Source organism: Spirillospora sp. NPDC000708, from assembly GCF_040299565.1.
In the GTDB taxonomy this organism is placed as follows: domain Bacteria; phylum Actinomycetota; class Actinomycetes; order Streptosporangiales; family Streptosporangiaceae; genus Spirillospora.
On the sequence record NZ_JBEPCJ010000106.1, the window covers coordinates 19,930 to 36,150 of the forward strand.

Here is a 16,221-nt window from a genome sequence, read left to right on the forward strand (position 1 = left end):
GTCGGCCTCCTGCTCTTCGGTGGGCTACCAGGGCGGTTCACCGGTGGCCGGGGGGCTGTTGGACGGCCTGCGCCAGGGGGAGACCATCCGTTCGGCGCGGGCGCGGATATCGGCATCGGTGATGCCCTCGGGCGGCGGCAGCTTGCGGATCGCGAACGGCGGGGCGTCGGCGTCGAGCTCGGCGAACTCTGCGTAGGCGGCGCGCTCGGCCGGGGTGCGGGGCGGCAGGCCGTACCCGTACCGGATGAGGTGCTCTTGGCTGTCGACCTGCGCGCGCCACTCCTCGTCACTGAGGCGTTCGCCCTGGTCCTGGTCGTTGGTCGCCACTGGTCATCCCTCCTGGGGGCTCGCGGCGGCGTTTGGTTCGTCCGCCCTGGTCGTGGTCATCGTCGTGTGGCGTGGCGCCGGCGGCCCGGGCGGCCTGCTCGGCGAGCTGCTGGCCGGGCCCTGGGGGACTCAACGGTTCATGCCCACCAGCGCCGCCAGGCGTACACGTGAATGATCGCGGTCGGGACTCCGTAACCGTGCACGGGCACTCTTCGGTGTTCGGCGCAGGTGGTGACCAGCATCAGGGCCGAGAGCCGTCCGGTGTTGCCGTAGCGGCGCAGTTGCGCGCCGACCTCGGCGATCGTGCCGGTGGTCTTGACCTCGATGCCCACGCCGCGGCTGATGAAGTCGATGCGTTCGGTCGAGGTGAGCGCGAACTCGTGGGCGAACCGGACGCCGGCGTTGCCGAGCGTGCCGCTCACCGCCCGGTGAAGGTCATGCTCGGTCCGGTAGTCGTACGGTTGCCCCGCGATCAGGGGCCGGACCAGGAACGACAGCGCGTCCTTCCAGGGGGTCTTGAGCGTTTCCATGGACCACTGATGCTCGGTGATCACTGCTCGGCCTTCCCGCGTCGGCTACGACCCTTGGACTCGGCTGGAGGGCCGTCGCCGTCATCCTGACGGATCTGCGCGAGCCGGTCGGCGAGACGCTCGGCACGGGTCTCGGCGCGGTCGGCACGGTCGGCGGCCTGGTCGGCGAGCTGCTCGGCCCGCTGAGCGCGTTCGCGCTGGTCGGCGAGGCGTTCGGCGGCGAGTTCGCGCTCGTGGTCGATGGCGGCGCGGGCCTCGGTGATCTGCTGGGCGGCCTCCTGGCGGACGCGGGCGGTCTCCTCCCGGGCGGCCTGTAGGTCGGTGCGCGCGGCGGTTCGGTCGCGGTCGGCGTCCTCGCGCACCCGCTCCAGCTCGGCCCGCAGCTCCTCGGCAGCCTGCTGCGACCGGGCTGCGTCCCGCTCGATCTCGGCGACGCGCCGCTCGGCCTCCGCGCGGACCTGCTCGGTTTCGGCGCGTGCTCGCTCGGCCTCGGCGCGGGCCTGCTCGATCTGCTCGGCGGCGGCGCGTTCGGCGGCCGCGATCCGCTGCTCGGCGTTCTGGCGGCCCTGGGCGATCTGGCGATCGGCGGCTTGCTGCGCGGCCGCGATCTGGGCGGCCGCTTCGTCTCGCACCCGGGCCGCTTGGCTTTCGGCGGCGGCGCGAGCGGCGGTCACCTGCTCCTCGGCCTCCCGGCGTGCGGCGGCGATCTGCTCGGCCGCGTCGTTGCGGGCATCGCGGGCCTCGCCGCGGGCCTGCTCAGCCTCATCCCGGGCGGCGGTGACCTGCCGCTCGGCCTCGGCGCGGGCCTGCTCGATCCGGGCGGCGGCGTCGGCGTCGGCCTGCTCGGCGCGCTGGTCGGCCGCGCGGGCGGTGTCCTCGGCGGCTTCGCGGGCGGCCTCGGCCTGCTCCATGCGGGCGATCGCGGCCTCGGCGGTGTCGGTCGCCTCCTCGAGTTCGGCGCGGGCGGCGGCGAGCGCCTCGGCGGCGGCGAGCCGCCCCTGCTCGGCCTCGGCCGCGCGCTCGTTGGCGGCGGCGACCTCGGTGGCCGCCCGTGACCGGATGGTGGAGATCTCGGTGAGCATCGCGTCCGGGTCGCCGGCGGTGGCCATCAGCTCGCGCAGCTCGGCCATGGTCGCCTCCAGCCCGGCGAGCTGCTGGGGGAGTGTGAGCTGAGTGATCTGCGCGGCGCGGTCGCGGGTCGCGGTCACCGGCGTCTCGGCGTCCGCCTGGGTCGCTCGCCCGGCCTGCGCCCGCAGGGCAGCGCGGCGCTTGTGCGCGGCGACCGGGTCATCGTGCTGGGCGCAGTACTTGGGGCGGCGCCCGGTGTCCCCGGCGCGCGGCCGCCGCGGCTCGGGGCAGGTCTCGAATTCGTCCGGGGCGCCGACCGCGACGTTCTCGCGGCGGGCCAACGGCCAGGTGCAGGTATCGGCCGCCGTAGTCGTGGCGGCGCCGGCGGGCTCGTCGTTGGTCATGCCCCCTAGTCTACTTTCCTTCTCGAAAGAATGTAAGGAAAGTAAGGAAATAAAGAAAAAGAAAGAAGCCGTGTGGTCACAGGCAGAGGTCTCGACCGGCACTCAGTGGATAATGAGTCTTATCCGCTGGGCTGACTGTCGGACTCAGCGGATAACGTGCTCCGCGCGCCTTCGACGGCGGGGGCGAAACTCAGCGGATAACAGCGGGAGGGCGCGGTGGACGCGAAGAGCGGGCCGAGCTGGAGCACCGCGGCGGACTCGGCGAGCCCGCCGGCCGGGGTCTGGACGGTGGAGCCGTTGTACGAGGGCATGCCGATCGGGCTCGCCGGGTGGTGGGTGGACGTCATCGAGCCGGCGTCCGGGCCGCGCGTCCACTACGGCGTGTGCCCGCGCTGCGGGGCGATGGTCTGGTACGACGGCGACGCGCCCGCCCGCGGCTCCGACGACGGGCTCAAGGCGCACGAGGCGTGGCACGCTGCGACCGATCACCCGATCCCGGTCGAGCTGGTCCGCGAGCGGGAACGGCTCCTCGCGGCCCGCGCGGGCGGCGCCGACTGATGGCGGCCGGTAACAGCCGGTCCGGGTCGGGCGGCGAGGTGGTCGCGCTGCGGCCGGAGGTCGAGCCGTACACCACGGCGGCGGGCGCGGCCTCGGCGATCTCGGCCGAACGGACGGCGGCCGCCGTCGCTGGCGTCGTGGATGCCGCCGGGCGCGCCCTGGTCGACGTCGAGCGCCACCTCGACCGGGCCGCCCTGTCGGCGCACACGGTGCGGGCCTACCGGCGCAACTGCCGGGCGTTCGTGCGGTGGCTGGTCGAGCAGGGCGGCGCCGAGCTGCACCCGGATGCGTTCGCCGATGTGGTCGGCGCGGACGCCGCGGTGAAGGCGTGGCGCCGGTCGCTGCTGGACGCGCGGGCCTCGGTCGCCACCGTCAACCAGGGCCGCGCGGCGGTGGGGCTGTTGTACGAGCTCGCGGGCCTGCGGCTGACGATCCGGCCGCTGCGGGTCGAGCCGCCCGGCGAGCCGGACGCCCTGGACGACCGGCAGGCCGGCGCGGTCGAGCGCGCGGCCGCGCGGCGCGGGCCCCGGGACCGGGCGATCGTCGCGGTGCTGCTGTACTCCGGCGCCCGGGTGGAGGAGTGCGCGCGGCTGGAGGTGCGCGACGTCGCGGTGACCGCGCGCACGGGCGTGGTCCGGCTGCACGGCAAGGGCGACCAGGTGCGCGAGGTGCCGCTCCCGGCTGCTGCTCGTGCGGCGGTGCTGGACTACCTCGCCGAGCGCGGCCGTGAGGACGGGCCGCTGTGGCTGGGGCAGCGCGGGCCGCTGGGCATCTCCGGCATCACTGCCGTGGTCCTGGCGGTCGGCGAGGCGGCCGGGCTGTCGGGCCTGCGTCCGCATCGGCTCCGGCACACCTACGGCACGCGGCTACGCCGCGGCGGCGCCGACCCTGCGCAGGTGCAATACCTCCTCGGCCACGCCTCGGTGGCGACCTCGGGCCGGTACTTCCGGGCCGGTCAAAGCGAGGTCGCCGAGCTCGTCGGGGCCGTCTTCGACCGCTAACGGCAACGGGGCCCCTGGTTGCCCAGGGGCCCGCTCTGGTCTGTGGGTCAGTCGTCTATGCAGCTCGGGCGCGGGTCGTGGTCCTCGGACCCGCAGACCCAGCACCACATGCCGGTGGGCTCGTCGTCCTCGTCGTCGTGGAAGATGATCGCTCCGGTGCACTTCATGACGCGCCTCCTCTTGGCTGATTCTCCACGCTCCATGATAGCAGTTTTAAAACTGCATCTACGGTGGCGGTGAATCTCCCGGCTGATCTCCTGGTCGTTCTCCCGGCGGTTCACCTGGTGCGGGGGTGTGGCCTGGCTGCATGACAACGATCCTGGTTGTGCAGTCGATGGCGGGCGTCGTCGCGGCCGCGGCGAGCGCGGCTGTCTCGGCGGTGGTGCCCGTGCTCATCGCGGCGCGGCGTCGGCGGCGCTCCGTGCCGAGCGGCCCGGGTGGTGCGGGCGCCGGCGGGGCCGAGCTCGTGCTCCTGGTGCTCGTCGTCCGGGCCTGGTCGCCCTCCCTCGCCCGCCCGTGCGACCACGGGAACGCCGCGCAGGGAGCGGGGGCCGTGCGGCGGGTGGGCGGCTTATCCCCGGCCCCGTGCTCAGCAGCGGCCGGACGGGGACCGGGCCCCGTGACCTCCCCTCCCCGCCCCCTTTTTTCCTCCCGACCGACAAGATCCTGAGCCAGCGGGCTGCATGGTTCCGTCAAGGGTGGCCGTAGGCCATCGCGTAGCGACGCCGTAGGCGCCCTTGACGGGTTCTGCGGCCCGCGTACCATCCGACCTCGGTTGGGAGGGAAAAGGGGGGCGGCCGAAGGCCGCTACCAGCCCGAAGGGCTGGGGGTTCTTCACCACAGGCGACGGCTGTTACCGGGGGCGGTGGGTCTCGGGGAGGTGGTCGAGCTCGCCGAGCGCCTCGGCGAGCGGCGGGAGGTCGCGGGCGGCCTGCCGGTGGGCCTGCTGCTCGGCTGAGGCGTTGGCGTTCACCACGGCCTGGAAGAGCGGCGACATGCTGTGGGAGGTCCACGGGGTGACCGCCTCGGCGGCGAGCTCGTCCTCGGGCGTGATGCCCTGGGCGGCGAGCTCGGCGGCGAACTCCTCGGGCGACTCGACCGCGCCGGGGCGCCGGGGCGCGGGGACGATTCCCCGGGCGATGAGCTCGGCGCCGAGCACGTCCTCGGCCTCGGTGGCGGGGCGCCGCGGCGGCGGGCACCAGCGGGGCCAGTGGGCGGCGCGGGCCTGCTCGGCTGCCATGCGTCGCTTGGCCTGGCGGGCGGCGATGCGGGCGCGGGCGGCGTCCAGCTCGGCCCGCATCTCGGCGCGGCTGTCGGCGGCGGCCTCGTGCTGGGCGATCGACTCGGCGACCGGCACCTTCCGGGCGCGGTCGAGCCGATCGGCGTAGTGCTCGCCGGTCTCGTCGACGGGCAGGTTCCGGCGGCGCCGCAGGTCGCGCAGCAGGGCTTGTAGGCGGTAGCGCAGCAGGCCGGCCAGATCGCGCGCCGAGCGGACGCGCTCGGTGAGGATGTCGACCAGGTCGCCGGCGGACAGGTGCGCGGTGTACCGGGACACCAGCGCGACCAGCCCGCTAAGCTGGGCGATCTCCTCCTCGGAGAGCTGTTGTCCCTGGCTAGCCCAGTGATCACGGCACCGGTTCAAGATCGCTCGCGCTGCGGCCCTGTCGTAGTCGTTGAGCCCCCCGGGCCGTCGTGACAACGGCCTGTCACCCCGCCGGATGGGGGGGTGAGGAGGGGAGGGGGGAGAAACCCTCGCGTATAGAGGCCACGCCTCCAGGTAATAGAGGCTGGGGCGGTTGGGGTTATCCACAGGGGCGGCGGGTTCGGCCCGTGCGGCGAGCTCGTCGGGGCCGGTGTCCTGGGTGGTCGTGGCGGCGCCGTACCGGTACAGGACCAGATCATCGGCTGCGGCGAGGGCCTCGCCCGCGTGGGCGTCCCACTGGGCGGCGGCCGCGGCGAGGGGCCCGGCGGTCTTGGCGTCGGCCTCGGCGGGCAGCGCGTCGGGGAGCAGCGCGGACGGCCAGCACAGCACGTAGCGGGCGCAGCGGTCGGCGGCGCCCGCGGGACCGGTGGCGCCGCGGTGCCCGGCCGAGTGCCGGGTCTGCCGCACGAGGCCGAGCTCCCGGACGGTCCGCCAGTGGGCGTACGCGGCGGCCTGGCTGCACTGGAACGCCTTGCGGTAGCAGGCGAGGAACCGCCCGGCGTTGGCGATGCGCCCGGCGTCGTCGGCGTAGTCGCCGAGCATCCCGATCATCTGCCGGACGGGCTTGCCGGTGAACGCGCGCCGCCACTCGGCGGCGGCCTCGTCGGCAACCCGGGCCTCGGCCTCCTGCGCCGTCGTCGGCGCGGCCGCCGCCTTCGGCTTGGGGCCGGGGCGGGCCTGGCCGAACTCGGCGACGGCGCGGGCCTCGACCAGCCGGGCCGTGCGGTACCAGGTCGCGCGGCGCATCCCCGGCAGGACCATGCGGCCGTCGCTGGACGCCGGCCGGGGCGGGCGGGCACTGTAGCGGACCCGCGCGGCCGCCGCGGCGAGCGCGACCGCCAGGGCGAGGACGCCGAGCCGGGCGAACCAGCGCTTGACGGCGTCGCGGCAGATCTCCGCGAGGGCCCGGCGCTCGTCGGCATCGCCCTTTGACACGTACGTGACAAAGGCTCGGAGAGGGCACCAAGATGCCCGCCGAGCGGGTGGCGCTGCTGGCGTGTCGGCTGAGTTCGGGTCGCTGACCTGCTGCGACTCGCCCGAATTAGGGCATAGAAGACTCAGCCCATGGCTGTCGGCTATCCTGGGCTCCTGACGTTCGGCCCGGTTTCGAGGCAACAGAAAGCCGCCGGTCGGGACCGGGTGTTGGGGGAGAGGCCCTAGAGCGCGTTAGGTTCCGACGCCAGTTGCGCTTGGGGCCTCTTGCTTTTCTCCGAGCCTGTCGGCTCGATCAGCTCATGCTCTGTCCTCCTCGGGTGGCCTCGGGGCCGCTACGCCGATAGCTCGGCGGCCTCGTCCCGGCCGTCCTGCTCCTGGTGCTGCCGCTGACGGTGAAGAGCGATCTCGTCCTCTTCGATCAGCATTTCGATGTAGCGCGCGAGGGTGACGTTGCGAGCTGCGGCGCCGTGCGTGGCGAGCTCGCGTATCTCCGGGGTGACACGCGCTTTGAGCTCCACGCCGGGGCCGTTCGCCCGGCGCCTCTTCTTGCGCCGTTGCTGTGCGCCGATCGGGGTAGCCATGCGGGAGATCATGGCGGAGGTCTGGGCCCACAGGTGGGACTTTGGGTGCGTGTCGCGTCACTATTTGGTCGCGGCCCGTATCGCGCGCCCGCTGCTGAGCGGGCAAGATGGCCGCTGACCGGCGAACTAAAAAGTACGTTCTCTGATTCCGAGAGAAGGAAGTTTCTTCTGTGGCTGAGGGGCTCGTGCGTGTCGTGGCGTGGGTGCGGCTCGGGACGGCGGACCGGCTGACGGCGCTCGTCGATGGCGAGCGGGCGCGCCGGTGGCTGCTGGTCGCCGACGATCCGCGCTGGGACGACTCCGGGCTCAGCGGCGCCGAGCGGGCGCGGGTCAAGCTGGCCCGGGTGGCGTGGCTCGCCGGCCTGCGCGAGCGGGGCGAGCTGCTCGACACCGCCGCGGCGGTCCTGGCGCTCGGCGTGCGCGCCGAGCTGGCGGAGCGCGGATGGGATCACGACTGGCCGGCGGCGCCGGAAACGGCGGTCTCCGGCCGGTGGCCCGGGGCCCGAGCGCAGGGCTTCCCGGAGCGCATCGGCGCGAACCTGTCGGCGGGCCTGGTCGAGCGCGTCCGGGCGGCCTGCTGGCACTCCTCCCCCATCGCCGACCTGCGGGCGTTCCGCGACGCCTTCCCGGGGCTGCTGACGGGGCGCGAGCTGCGGGAGTACGAAGAGCTCGCGGCGCGGGTGGTTACCCCGGGCGACATCTGGCGCGCCGGGTATCAGCGCGTCCTGTGGCCGGACCAGGGCGGCGCCGAGACGCGTTAAGGGTGGCCGCGCGGCGGCCACCCTTAAGCACGTACTTTAAAGTCACCAGGTAGCAGCGATGTAGGCGGCCTGGTGGGCGCCGTCTGGGGCGGCCTCGTCCTGCTCGTACCGCTCGCCCTCCCACGTGCTGGTGGCGAGGTACTTGGCGACGGTGACGCCGGCGGCGGGCGAGTAGGCGCCGCCCTCGCCGACCAGGATCACGGGCATGTCGCCGGGCAGGCCGGCGAGCGCTGCGCGCAGCTCGTCAACGGTCATCGTCCCTCGTCCTCCTCGTCCGGGTCCATGAAGGTCTCCTCGCAGACCTTGCACTCGATCTCGCCGAGCGCGAGGACGGACGGCGCGATCCGGATCCGGCGGGGCGGCTGGCAGCCGCACAGCGCCGCCACGCCGTTGTTGTTGCTGGTGCGCACGTCCTCCGCTCCCCCGGCCTCCTCGCCGTCCTCGCCGCCTCCCCCGGCGCCGATCGTGAAGGCGGTGTGCTCGGAGCGGCGGTGCGCACGGATCACCGCGCCGAGCTTGGCGAGCTCGTCGGCGTACTCGTCGGCGGTGGTGTCGGGCACGTCGGTGCCGGACCAGCCGATCGGGTCGACCCGGGCCACGGTGAGGCCGAGCTCCATAGCGAGCTTCTTGTACTCGGTGTTGTGGTAGCGGCCCTGGCGCGAGGTGTTGCGGATCCCCCGCGTCCAGCCGACGCCGTGCGCGGCCTCGTGCAGCAGCGTGCCGAGCACGTCGCGGGCGCCGCGCGCGAGGCCCTCGCCGGCAACGAACAGTTCGGCGAGCTCGCCGCGCTCCAGGTGTTCCCACCGGGCCCCGGCGAAGTGCCCGAGCGTGATGCTCCCGGCCGGGACACCGACCGTGCCGGACGCGAGCGTGACCACGACCGGCGGCACATCCGGGTGCCGCCGGATGATCGCGGCCCAAACGCGTTCGAGCTCGGCGACCAGGAGCGAGGTGACGCCGCCCTCGTCGGCGGGCGCGTCGGCGGTTGAGGCGGTGGCGGATGTCGTCGTCATGGCTCCATCCTCGCAGTTTTGACACGTACGTGTCAACGCGTGCTAGATAAAGAACGTACTTTAAAGTTGACTGGTCAGAGCCACTTTCGGCGTTCGCGAACCGGTTGCGGCGGGGGCCGCGCGGGGGTTACGTTCGGGGCGTTCTCGGCGTCCTGTGGGCGCTGTCCGGCGAGTGCGGCCCGGCTGCCGGCGGGCCGGTGAACGGGGTACGTGATGACGCAGACGAAGGAGCGGCGGCGGCTGTCGTCGTTCGGGCCGCTACAGCTGGCCGATCACCTGGGCGTGCCGCACTGGTGGTGGCTGGACCGCGCGCGGCGCCTCGGCCTGGTCGACGGGCCGGACCGGGCGGGCGGGCGCTGGTCGGTGGACGCAGCCGAGCGGATCCGCGAGGGGCTGGAGGAGCTGCGGGCCAAGGTCGGGGCGCTGCCGGACATGGGCGCCGGCCGCGCGGTGGAGGTGCTCGGCGAGCGGCTCGGTATCGAGGTGTCCGGCGACGCCGTCCGCGAGCTGGTCCGTACTGGGCAACTCCCGGTCGTCGGCGCGTACAAGGAGCGGCCCCTGTACTGCGGGCGGGCCCTGGAGGCGCTGGCCGGGCGGGCGGACGCCGCGGCGGTGCTGGCACAGGCCGAGCGGGACGGGCGGCTGATGGTCGCCGACGAAGCGGCGGCCTACCTGCGCATCCGGCGCAGCGACTTCGGGCACCTCGTGCGCGCCGGCGTCGTGGCGCCGGCCGACTGGGGGAACTCGCGCTACTTCGGGCAGCTCGTGCCGCTGTACCGGGCCCTCGACCTGGACGCGGTCGCCGAGCACCCGGGCGTTGACCTGGACGCGGTACGCGCGACGCCCGCGGGGCGCCGGTCGCCGCTGGCCACGCTGCCCACCGCGAAGCGGGAGGCGTGATGGTGCAGCTCCGGATCATGCACAGCGATCCCGACCGGGTCCGCGAGGTCGCCGAGCTCCTGCTCCCGCTGATGCGGGCCTCCGGCCTGCTGCACGTCGGCGACGAGACCGAACTCCCCAACCGCCGCGATGGCGGCCTGCGGGTCGTGGTGGAGGTGACGCCGGCGGGCCCGCCGGTCCGCGTCCGAGCCGACGCTGGCGACGCCTCCTCGTCCTCGACGCCGCGGCGCTCGCCACGTCCCGGCCTCTCCCCCGGCGGGCGGGCGCTCCCTCCGGCGCGGGCCCGGCTCGATCCCGGCCCCTGAGGCGTCGACGCGTGTACGCGGCGGCCCTGGACCCTCAACGGTCCGGGGCCGTCGCCCGTTCTGCCGGGGTAGGGTCGCGGCCATGGCCCCCTTGCCCACTCCCCCGGCGTGGCTGCTCGCGTGCGTGGTCTGCGCGGACCTGCACGAGCTCTACCGTTCGCACCTCGCGGCGGGTCGGCAGGCTGCCACGCTGCTGGTTCAGGAGGAACTCGCCCGGCACGTGACCGCCGATCACCTCGACCGGGTCCCGGCCTACGTGCCGGACTGCACGACCTGCGGCGAGTGGCGTGCGGTCGCTGCGGACGCCGGCGACGCCGCGCGGCTCGTCGCGGCGGAGGACCTGCGGCACCGGGCGTGCCACCTGTTCGCCCCGTCAGTCCCCACCAGTTAGGCGCCGCTCTGCTGCTCGGCCCGGTACGCCTCCGTCCAATCCTCGAGTTCGGACAGCGGCCAGTAGGTGCGATAGAGGAACCGGCGCGCGGCCGGGAACGGCAGGGCCTTCGGCCCGCCTCTGCTGAGCCATCCGGTGATGGTCTTGGGCGCGATGCCGGTCACGGCGGCCGCGCCGGCGGTGTCGACCCACACATCTGCGTTGGGCAGCTCGGGCAGGCCGAGCAGGCGCCCGGCCGGGGGCGCGGTCCCGGCGGCGCGGGCCTTGGCGAGGGCTTGGGCGTGCTCGGCGAGGTCGACGACCTCAACGGGCTCGACGCCGCGGCGTTCGGTCGGCTCGTCGGTGGGCATGGCGGCGCTCCTCTCGACAGTTCTAAAACTGCCAGCATAGGCGGGTGGGTCCTCCCGGACCGCTACAGCGGCAGGGCAGCGCGCTAGAAGATCACGCCTTGTCCGGCGGCGTCCTCCTGGTCGACGGCGTACGCCTCGGCAACGGCGGACGGGATGCGGCCCTTGCCGATCGGCCAACGGTGCTCGGCGGCCCATTCGCGCATCGCGTCGCGGCGGTCGCGCTTCCTGCGGGCCTCGGCGTCATTGGCGGCCGCCCGCTCGGCGAGCTCGGCGGCCTTGCGCTCGCGGCGCTCCTTGCTGGCCTGGATGCTGCGGCGGGTGACCATCTCGGCGCGGTACGCGCGGTAGGCCGGCGGGGTGAGCTCGTCCTCGGTGGCGTCCTCGGGGTAGAGGCCGGTCCTGATCACCCATGCGAGGACGGCGGCGCGTCCGGCGGCGCTGTGGCACTCGCAGTCGCAGACCCATCGGCAGGTGCGATCGGCGTACCAGACCTGCGCGTCGGCGATGACGCGCGGGCCGGTGGCGGTCGGCGTCGGGTGCTCGTAGGGCTGGGGAAGGAGGGCGGTGTGCTCCCCGCCGCGCCGCAGGATGCTGCCGATCGGGAGCGTGAGCGGCTCGCGCCGGTGGCACCGGTCGCCGTGGCGGCACTCGGCGCCGGTGTACTGGCAGGCGCACGCCAGGAAGAACCCGGGGACGTCGGCGAAGGTACGGCGCATGGCCGGGGTCCATGCGTGCTCGCGGACCCACGCGGCGGCGGTGTCGGTCATCATCGGGGCGGCCTCCTCAGCGGTCGCGGTCGCCGAGCCACTGCTCGGCACAGGTCTTGTGACAGGGGACGTCGCGGTCCGGGCTGCGCATCAGCGCGGGCTTTCCGCAGATCACGCACGGCTCGGGCTGGGGGCTGACGCGGGCCTTGCTCCAGTCGAGACGGGGGCGGGGCTTGTCCGGCACGATGGCTCCAGTTTTAAAACTGCACTAGCTTCGGATGACGAGCAGGCGCCATCCGCTGCCGCGCAGCTCGCGCCACGTGACGGTGGCGGCGGCGGCAATGACCAGGACGGCGAGCAGGTGCGCGGCGGCCGTGGTGGCGGCGGGGTGCATGAGCGCGGCGAGGGCGACCGCGCCGGCGAGCGTGGGGAGCGGGGCGAGATAGAGCAGCAGCGCGGCGAGGGCGGCAACCAGGGTGATCGCGGCGAGGGTCATGGTGCGGGCTCCTTCGGTGGTGGTCCTGCCTTCCGCTTCTCATTGTAGCAGTTTTAAAACTGCACTGCGTGCGGCGGGGCAGATCACCGCAGGTTCTTCGCGGCTCGGGCCCTACCGGAACATGCCGCCGAGCGCGGCCTGGCAGGCGGCGATGTGGGCGGCGTCGTGGTACCGGCGGCGGCACTCGGTCCGCACCCATCCGGCGGGGCGGCGGTGGCGTGGTCGGGCGTGGTGGTGGTGCGGGCGCGGCCGTGGGTGGTGGGCGTGCGGGCGGGCCTGCCTCGGTCGGGGTGCGGGCGCCGGCGCCGCGGCGCCGTGGTGGTGCGTGCGGCTGTGGTGGTGGTGTGGCTTGCTGCGCGGGGTCGGGCTGGCGCTCGTGGGCGTCGGCGAGGCCGGGGCCGGTGTGCTCGGGAGCGGCGCTGCGGGCGCCGGCGTCCTCGTCCTGGCGCTCGTCGGGCTCGGCCTGGTGCTCGTTCTCGTGGCGGCGTCGGCGCCGCTGTGCCCGCCGTCGTCGGCGAGCTGCATGACGGCGGCGACAGCGAAAGCCGCGAGCAGGCCGGCGACGGCGGGGACGAGCCAGCGGCGGCGCGTGGGCTGCCGGTAGGGCACGTGGCCGGGCTCGGGGTGCGTGGGCGCCTCGGGCGGGATGCGCGAGTACGCGGAGGGCGGGAGATCGCCGTACATCAGCCGGTCCCCCGGATCAGGAGTCGAGATCGCATCACAGAATGCATACAGCCCACTACGTACGGTCGCAACACGGGGCGGGCGTGGCTACGGTGCGACCCATGAGCGATCCCCTGGGCTCCGAGCCCGTCGTCCCCGCCGTCATCACCGCTGGCCACTCCTCGCGGGCCTCGCTGCGGCTGGTCGACCATGGCGGCTGCATGTCCGGGGGAACGCACTTGCCGAGCTGGAGCCGGGCGGACGTCGCCGAGCTGACCGACCATCCGCGCGGCGCTCGGCATCCGGCCCGGGTGGCGCACGGGGTCACGGTCTGGGTCACCCGGTGCGGCCAGTGCGAGGTGCCGCTCCTGCTCGTCGGGCCGTGGGGCGCGGGGCGGTCGGGCCCGCCGGCGTGCTCGCCGCCGCTGGTCCTGGAGCTCGTCGGGGCCGTGCTGGACGATGACGCGCGGGCCGCGCTCGACCAGGGTCACGCACCGCGGCGGCCGCCGCTGCCGCCGTTCCCGCCGGCGCCGTTCCCGCCCTCGGTCGGGGCCGTGGGCGGCATCGGCGATCCGGGGGCGCCGGCCCGCTGGGCGTGATCGCCGCGGCCTCGCCGGATGCCGCCGGACCGGTTGGGGCGGCCCCACAGGCCGCGCCTGCGGTCGCCGATCGCGGCCGAGCACTGGCAGGGCGACCAACCCACATCGGTACCCGTCTCGGCGAGGTCGTGGCCGTAGGGGCACACCCTGGGCGGCTCGTCCTGGTCGGGGTCTCTCACCTGCACATGCGCACTCTACGTCGAACGTGCATTCGATGCTCTTGGGCTTGTGTCCGGCCCCGTGGTGAGCAGCGGTCGGGCGGGGACCGGGCCCCGTGCCCTCACTCCCCCGCCCCCTTTCTTTCCCCGACCCGACGAGTACCTGAGCCAGTGCCGCGCGGGTTCCGTCAAGGGTGGCCGTAGGCCATCGCGTAGCGACGCCGTAGGCGCCCTTGACGGGTTCCGGGCGGCACGTACCATCCGGCCTCGGGTCGGGGGAGAAAGGGGGGCGGCCGTAGGCCGCTACAGCCCGCAGGGCTGCCAGTGCGCGGCGGCGTACACTCGGGGCCATGAGCGACCAGGACGGCGCCGCGCGAGCGGCCGAGCTGCGGGCCGAGCTGCACCGGGTGGTGGACGAGCTCGACGCCGAGCGGCTGCCCGCTGCGCTGGTGCGGCTGACTGCCGAGCGCTCCGGCGAGCTGGCCGGGGTACCCGGCCACGTGTCGCCGGCGGAGGGCCTGGAGCGGCTGCGCGAGTTGTGGGGCCCGGCGGAGGACTCGGCCGAGCAGCGGCGCGCGGACGCCTGGGCGCGGCGCTCGCTGGGCGTGGACGCCGAGCCCGGCGACGCCGAGCTGTTGGCGGAGGTCGACGCCGCGGCGGCCGACAAGTACGGCGTGCACCTTCGCGCTTCGTGAGGGGCCGCGTCCTGGACGTGGCCGCGCTGGTCGACGTTGCGACCGGTCGGACCCACTACACCCGGGCACTCGTCGCGACGGCGCTTGACCAGGTGATCCCGCTTGCGGTGCCCTCGACGGCGCTCACGCTGGCCTGGTCGCAGGTCCCTGCACAGGGACGCCTCACCCTCGCCGCGCTGGTCGAGCAGAGCATCACGCTCTCCTTCCCGCTGGATGATCGCGCCGCCGCTCCGGTCGGCGAGCTCCTCGAACGCTCTCCCTTCGGCCCGCCGGACCTGGTCGCGGCGCACGTCGCTGTGATCGCCGGTAACCGCGGCTGGCCCGTCGTCACCGATCGGGGCCCGCAACTGCGCGCCCTGGTGCCCTCCCTCGGCTTCGAGTCCCTCCCCTGATCTCCTGCTGACTCCTCCGAACCCGGCCCGTCTCCCCTGCCACGTACGGGCCTGACGGTGGCGCGCTGACCTGCACCGGCGTCCCGGCCGTCGTCCTGCAGCACGGTCGATTCGAGGGCAAGGAGACCCGGAGCGCAGGGCCGTCTACGGCCCGAGCACCGGAAGCTCCGCGGCAGCGATTCCCCCAGCCCGCGACCGAGCCCGGCCACGCTGGGAATCGGCCCGCCTCGACCCCGTGCCCGCCCTACCGTGGGAACCCGGTGACCTGAACGGAAGGGCGTACGTGGTGTTGACGGTGGATGTGGCGCCCGAGCTCGTCGGCGAGATCGACCCGGCCGACGTCGAGCAGCTCGCCCGCGCGGGTGCGGACGGGTGGACGTGCGCGGTCTGCGGAGACGCCGGCGCGGTGGACGGTATCGCGGAGGTCGTGCTCCTGCGCGAGGGGCTGGTGACCGCAGCGCGGCTCGTGCACCCGTGGTGCGTCCCGGACGCCCCGGTCCGGCAGGTGGCCGGGCTGCGCGAGTCGCTCGCGGCGTCCCGGCCTGCGACCGCGACGGCGGGCCTGGCCGGAGACGTGCCGCTCCTGGTGGTCGACCTGGCCGATACCGTCGCCGGCGGCGATCCTGGGGGCGAGCGCGTCGACAAGGTCGCCGCGCACCTGCTCGGCCTCGGCCTGGACCTGGTCGCCGATCTCGCCCGGCTCGCCGAGGTGGGCGCGGCCGCCGGATGGCGCGCCGCTCTCGGGCCGGACTGGCTGACCCTCACGCAGCCGGATCGGGCGTTGTTGTACGACGGCGAGCTCGTCCTCCCGGACGGGTGGGCGGCGGCCGCCGCGGTGGTCGGCGGTTGCGTGCTCCTGGTCGCCTCCGGCCTCGGCTCGCACACCGCCCCGGACCGGATCGGCGAGCGCCTCGCGGCCGCCGCTCGTACCGGTCGGTTGGTCGGCGGCGTGGTGCCGATCGCCTGACTCGGAGAGCAAAAGCAGGGGCCCGGGGACATCGTCCCCGGGCCCCTGCTCGCGCTGGCCGTTAGAGGTGGTGCTCTCCTCGCTTGATCTGCGCGGCGAGGGCGCGCAGTGCGGCGGGCTCGAACACCAGGGCCGGGCCCGCCGGGTCCTTGGAGTCGCGGACGCCGACCAGGCCGGGGATGCGCGCGACCTCGACGCACTCACCTCCGGTGCCCTGGCTGCGTGAGGACTTCCGCCAGTGCGCGCCGGTGAAGTCTGCGGGGGAAGGCCGTGACGGTGACTGCATGGTCCTCACTTCAACTCTTTGATCAGGTCCGAGAGGAACTTAACGGATTCTTCCCTGCCCATCGCGGTGGCCTGTAGATGTTGGAATCTCAGACTATGCCGGTCCAGGTCCTCGGCCCGGTCCAGGTACAAGGCGTTACCGCTGGCGCCCGTCTCGATGTAGACGATGGCGGGGTCCTCGGCGTAGGTGAGGATCACAAAGCCGCACGCCATGCCCGCGTGCAGCCCCTTGCTGAACGGCATGACCTGCACGGTCACGTTCTCGCGCTCGTCGGCGTCGACCAGGCGCCGCAACTGCTCGATGCGGTCGGCGGTCGTGCCGAACGGCCGTCGTAGCGCGGCCTCGTCCACGATCGCCCACATCATGAGCGGGTCGGCGTGCTCCAAGATCCGCTGTCGCGTCATGCGCATCTCGACCCGGCGTTCGATCTC

Annotated in this window: 24 protein-coding genes; 10 read left to right on the forward strand and 14 right to left on the reverse strand. The window is 74.2% G+C overall.

Translation table 11 applies throughout. The annotated features are described in order from the left end of the window. Positions 1-24: 24 nt before the first annotated feature. The 3 genes from ABT299_RS44915 to ABT299_RS44925 form a co-directional block, all read right to left on the reverse strand. Positions 25-327: a hypothetical protein gene (locus ABT299_RS44915; protein ID WP_500254542.1), complete on the reverse strand. Its 303-nt coding sequence runs from the start codon at positions 325-327 to the stop codon at positions 25-27. A 137-nt stretch (positions 328-464) separates the two neighbouring features. Then, complete coding sequence (locus ABT299_RS44920) at positions 465-857, reverse strand: hypothetical protein (RefSeq protein WP_500254543.1); 393 nt, start codon at positions 855-857, stop codon at positions 465-467. A gap of 20 nt (positions 858-877) precedes the next feature. Continuing rightward, complete coding sequence (locus tag ABT299_RS44925) at positions 878-2,329, reverse strand: hypothetical protein (protein WP_500254544.1); 1,452 nt, start codon at positions 2,327-2,329, stop codon at positions 878-880. A gap of 216 nt (positions 2,330-2,545) precedes the next feature. Between ABT299_RS44925 and ABT299_RS44930 the strand changes: the two genes are divergently transcribed. Together ABT299_RS44930 and ABT299_RS44935 are read left to right on the forward strand one after the other, a co-directional pair. After that, positions 2,546-2,887, forward strand: a complete 342-nt coding sequence (locus ABT299_RS44930) for a hypothetical protein (RefSeq protein WP_500254545.1) — start codon at positions 2,546-2,548, stop codon at positions 2,885-2,887. Beyond that, on the forward strand, positions 2,887-3,888 hold the full coding sequence (locus ABT299_RS44935; protein WP_500254546.1) for a tyrosine-type recombinase/integrase: 1,002 nt from the start codon (positions 2,887-2,889) through the stop codon (positions 3,886-3,888). The genes ABT299_RS44930 and ABT299_RS44935 overlap by 1 nt, the downstream gene beginning before the upstream one ends. An 853-nt stretch (positions 3,889-4,741) precedes the next feature. Here the strand turns inward: ABT299_RS44935 and ABT299_RS44940 are convergent. Both ABT299_RS44940 and ABT299_RS44945 read right to left on the reverse strand, forming a co-directional pair. Beyond that, positions 4,742-6,526: a hypothetical protein gene (locus ABT299_RS44940; protein WP_500254547.1), complete on the reverse strand. Its 1,785-nt coding sequence runs from the start codon at positions 6,524-6,526 to the stop codon at positions 4,742-4,744. A 332-nt stretch (positions 6,527-6,858) separates the two neighbouring features. Next, positions 6,859-7,107, reverse strand: a complete 249-nt coding sequence (locus tag ABT299_RS44945) for a hypothetical protein (RefSeq protein WP_500254548.1) — start codon at positions 7,105-7,107, stop codon at positions 6,859-6,861. A gap of 170 nt (positions 7,108-7,277) precedes the next feature. Here ABT299_RS44945 and ABT299_RS44950 point away from each other — a divergent pair, with 170 nt between their 5' ends. Further along, positions 7,278-7,868: a hypothetical protein gene (locus tag ABT299_RS44950; protein WP_500254549.1), complete on the forward strand. Its 591-nt coding sequence runs from the start codon at positions 7,278-7,280 to the stop codon at positions 7,866-7,868. 42 nt (positions 7,869-7,910) lie between these two features. On the opposite strand, the gene ABT299_RS44955 is transcribed toward ABT299_RS44950, so the two are convergent. Next, positions 7,911-8,123 (reverse strand): hypothetical protein, encoded by a 213-nt coding sequence (locus ABT299_RS44955; RefSeq protein WP_500254550.1) that lies wholly within the window; start codon positions 8,121-8,123, stop codon positions 7,911-7,913. Beyond that, complete coding sequence (locus ABT299_RS44960; RefSeq protein WP_500254551.1) at positions 8,120-8,881, reverse strand: hypothetical protein; 762 nt, start codon at positions 8,879-8,881, stop codon at positions 8,120-8,122. Before ABT299_RS44960 ends, ABT299_RS44955 begins: the two co-directional genes overlap by 4 nt. 213 nt (positions 8,882-9,094) lie before the next feature. On the opposite strand from ABT299_RS44960, the gene ABT299_RS44965 reads away from it, so the two are divergent. The 3 genes from ABT299_RS44965 (at position 9,095) to ABT299_RS44975 (ending at position 10,477) form a co-directional block, all read left to right on the forward strand. Beyond that, entirely contained in the window at positions 9,095-9,781 is a 687-nt protein-coding gene (locus tag ABT299_RS44965; RefSeq protein ID WP_500254552.1) for a hypothetical protein, read from the forward strand. Then, positions 9,781-10,086, forward strand: coding sequence for a hypothetical protein (locus ABT299_RS44970; protein WP_151542463.1), 306 nt, complete (start codon positions 9,781-9,783; stop codon positions 10,084-10,086). Before ABT299_RS44965 ends, ABT299_RS44970 begins: the two co-directional genes overlap by 1 nt. 82 nt (positions 10,087-10,168) lie before the next feature. Further along, a complete protein-coding gene (locus ABT299_RS44975; protein WP_500254553.1) occupies positions 10,169-10,477 on the forward strand; it encodes a hypothetical protein in 309 nt (102 codons plus the stop codon). Here ABT299_RS44975 and ABT299_RS44980 read toward each other — a convergent pair. The 5 genes from ABT299_RS44980 to ABT299_RS45000 form a co-directional block, all read right to left on the reverse strand. Then, positions 10,474-10,827, reverse strand: a complete 354-nt coding sequence (locus tag ABT299_RS44980) for a helix-turn-helix transcriptional regulator (protein WP_500254554.1) — start codon at positions 10,825-10,827, stop codon at positions 10,474-10,476. The two genes, ABT299_RS44975 and ABT299_RS44980, sit on opposite strands and share 4 nt — an antisense overlap. Positions 10,828-10,910: 83 nt before the next feature. Beyond that, positions 10,911-11,597, reverse strand: coding sequence for a DUF6248 family natural product biosynthesis protein (locus ABT299_RS44985; protein WP_500254555.1), 687 nt, complete (start codon positions 11,595-11,597; stop codon positions 10,911-10,913). A gap of 13 nt (positions 11,598-11,610) precedes the next feature. Continuing rightward, positions 11,611-11,778: a hypothetical protein gene (locus tag ABT299_RS44990; protein ID WP_500254556.1), complete on the reverse strand. Its 168-nt coding sequence runs from the start codon at positions 11,776-11,778 to the stop codon at positions 11,611-11,613. Between the two features lie 24 nt (positions 11,779-11,802). After that, positions 11,803-12,030, reverse strand: coding sequence for a hypothetical protein (locus ABT299_RS44995; protein ID WP_500254557.1), 228 nt, complete (start codon positions 12,028-12,030; stop codon positions 11,803-11,805). A 111-nt stretch (positions 12,031-12,141) separates the two neighbouring features. Beyond that, the gene (locus ABT299_RS45000; protein ID WP_500254558.1) at positions 12,142-12,714 is read right to left on the reverse strand and encodes a hypothetical protein; all 573 of its coding nucleotides are present in this window, start codon (positions 12,712-12,714) and stop codon (positions 12,142-12,144) included. A 101-nt stretch (positions 12,715-12,815) separates the two neighbouring features. Here ABT299_RS45000 and ABT299_RS45005 point away from each other — a divergent pair, with 101 nt between their 5' ends. From ABT299_RS45005 to ABT299_RS45020, 4 genes are all read left to right on the forward strand, one after another. After that, a complete protein-coding gene (locus ABT299_RS45005; RefSeq protein ID WP_500254559.1) occupies positions 12,816-13,292 on the forward strand; it encodes a hypothetical protein in 477 nt (158 codons plus the stop codon). A 508-nt stretch (positions 13,293-13,800) separates the two neighbouring features. After that, positions 13,801-14,145, forward strand: coding sequence for a hypothetical protein (locus ABT299_RS45010; protein ID WP_500254560.1), 345 nt, complete (start codon positions 13,801-13,803; stop codon positions 14,143-14,145). Next, positions 14,142-14,537, forward strand: a complete 396-nt coding sequence (locus ABT299_RS45015) for a hypothetical protein (protein WP_500254561.1) — start codon at positions 14,142-14,144, stop codon at positions 14,535-14,537. The genes ABT299_RS45010 and ABT299_RS45015 overlap by 4 nt, the downstream gene beginning before the upstream one ends. A gap of 283 nt (positions 14,538-14,820) precedes the next feature. Next, complete coding sequence (locus ABT299_RS45020; protein ID WP_500254562.1) at positions 14,821-15,504, forward strand: hypothetical protein; 684 nt, start codon at positions 14,821-14,823, stop codon at positions 15,502-15,504. Between the two features lie 61 nt (positions 15,505-15,565). Here ABT299_RS45020 and ABT299_RS45025 read toward each other — a convergent pair whose 3' ends face one another. After that, complete coding sequence (locus tag ABT299_RS45025; RefSeq protein WP_500254563.1) at positions 15,566-15,790, reverse strand: DUF397 domain-containing protein; 225 nt, start codon at positions 15,788-15,790, stop codon at positions 15,566-15,568. 5 nt (positions 15,791-15,795) lie between these two features. After that, positions 15,796-16,221: DUF5753 domain-containing protein (locus ABT299_RS45030; RefSeq protein WP_500254564.1), on the reverse strand; the 426-nt coding region annotated here is incomplete at its 5' end.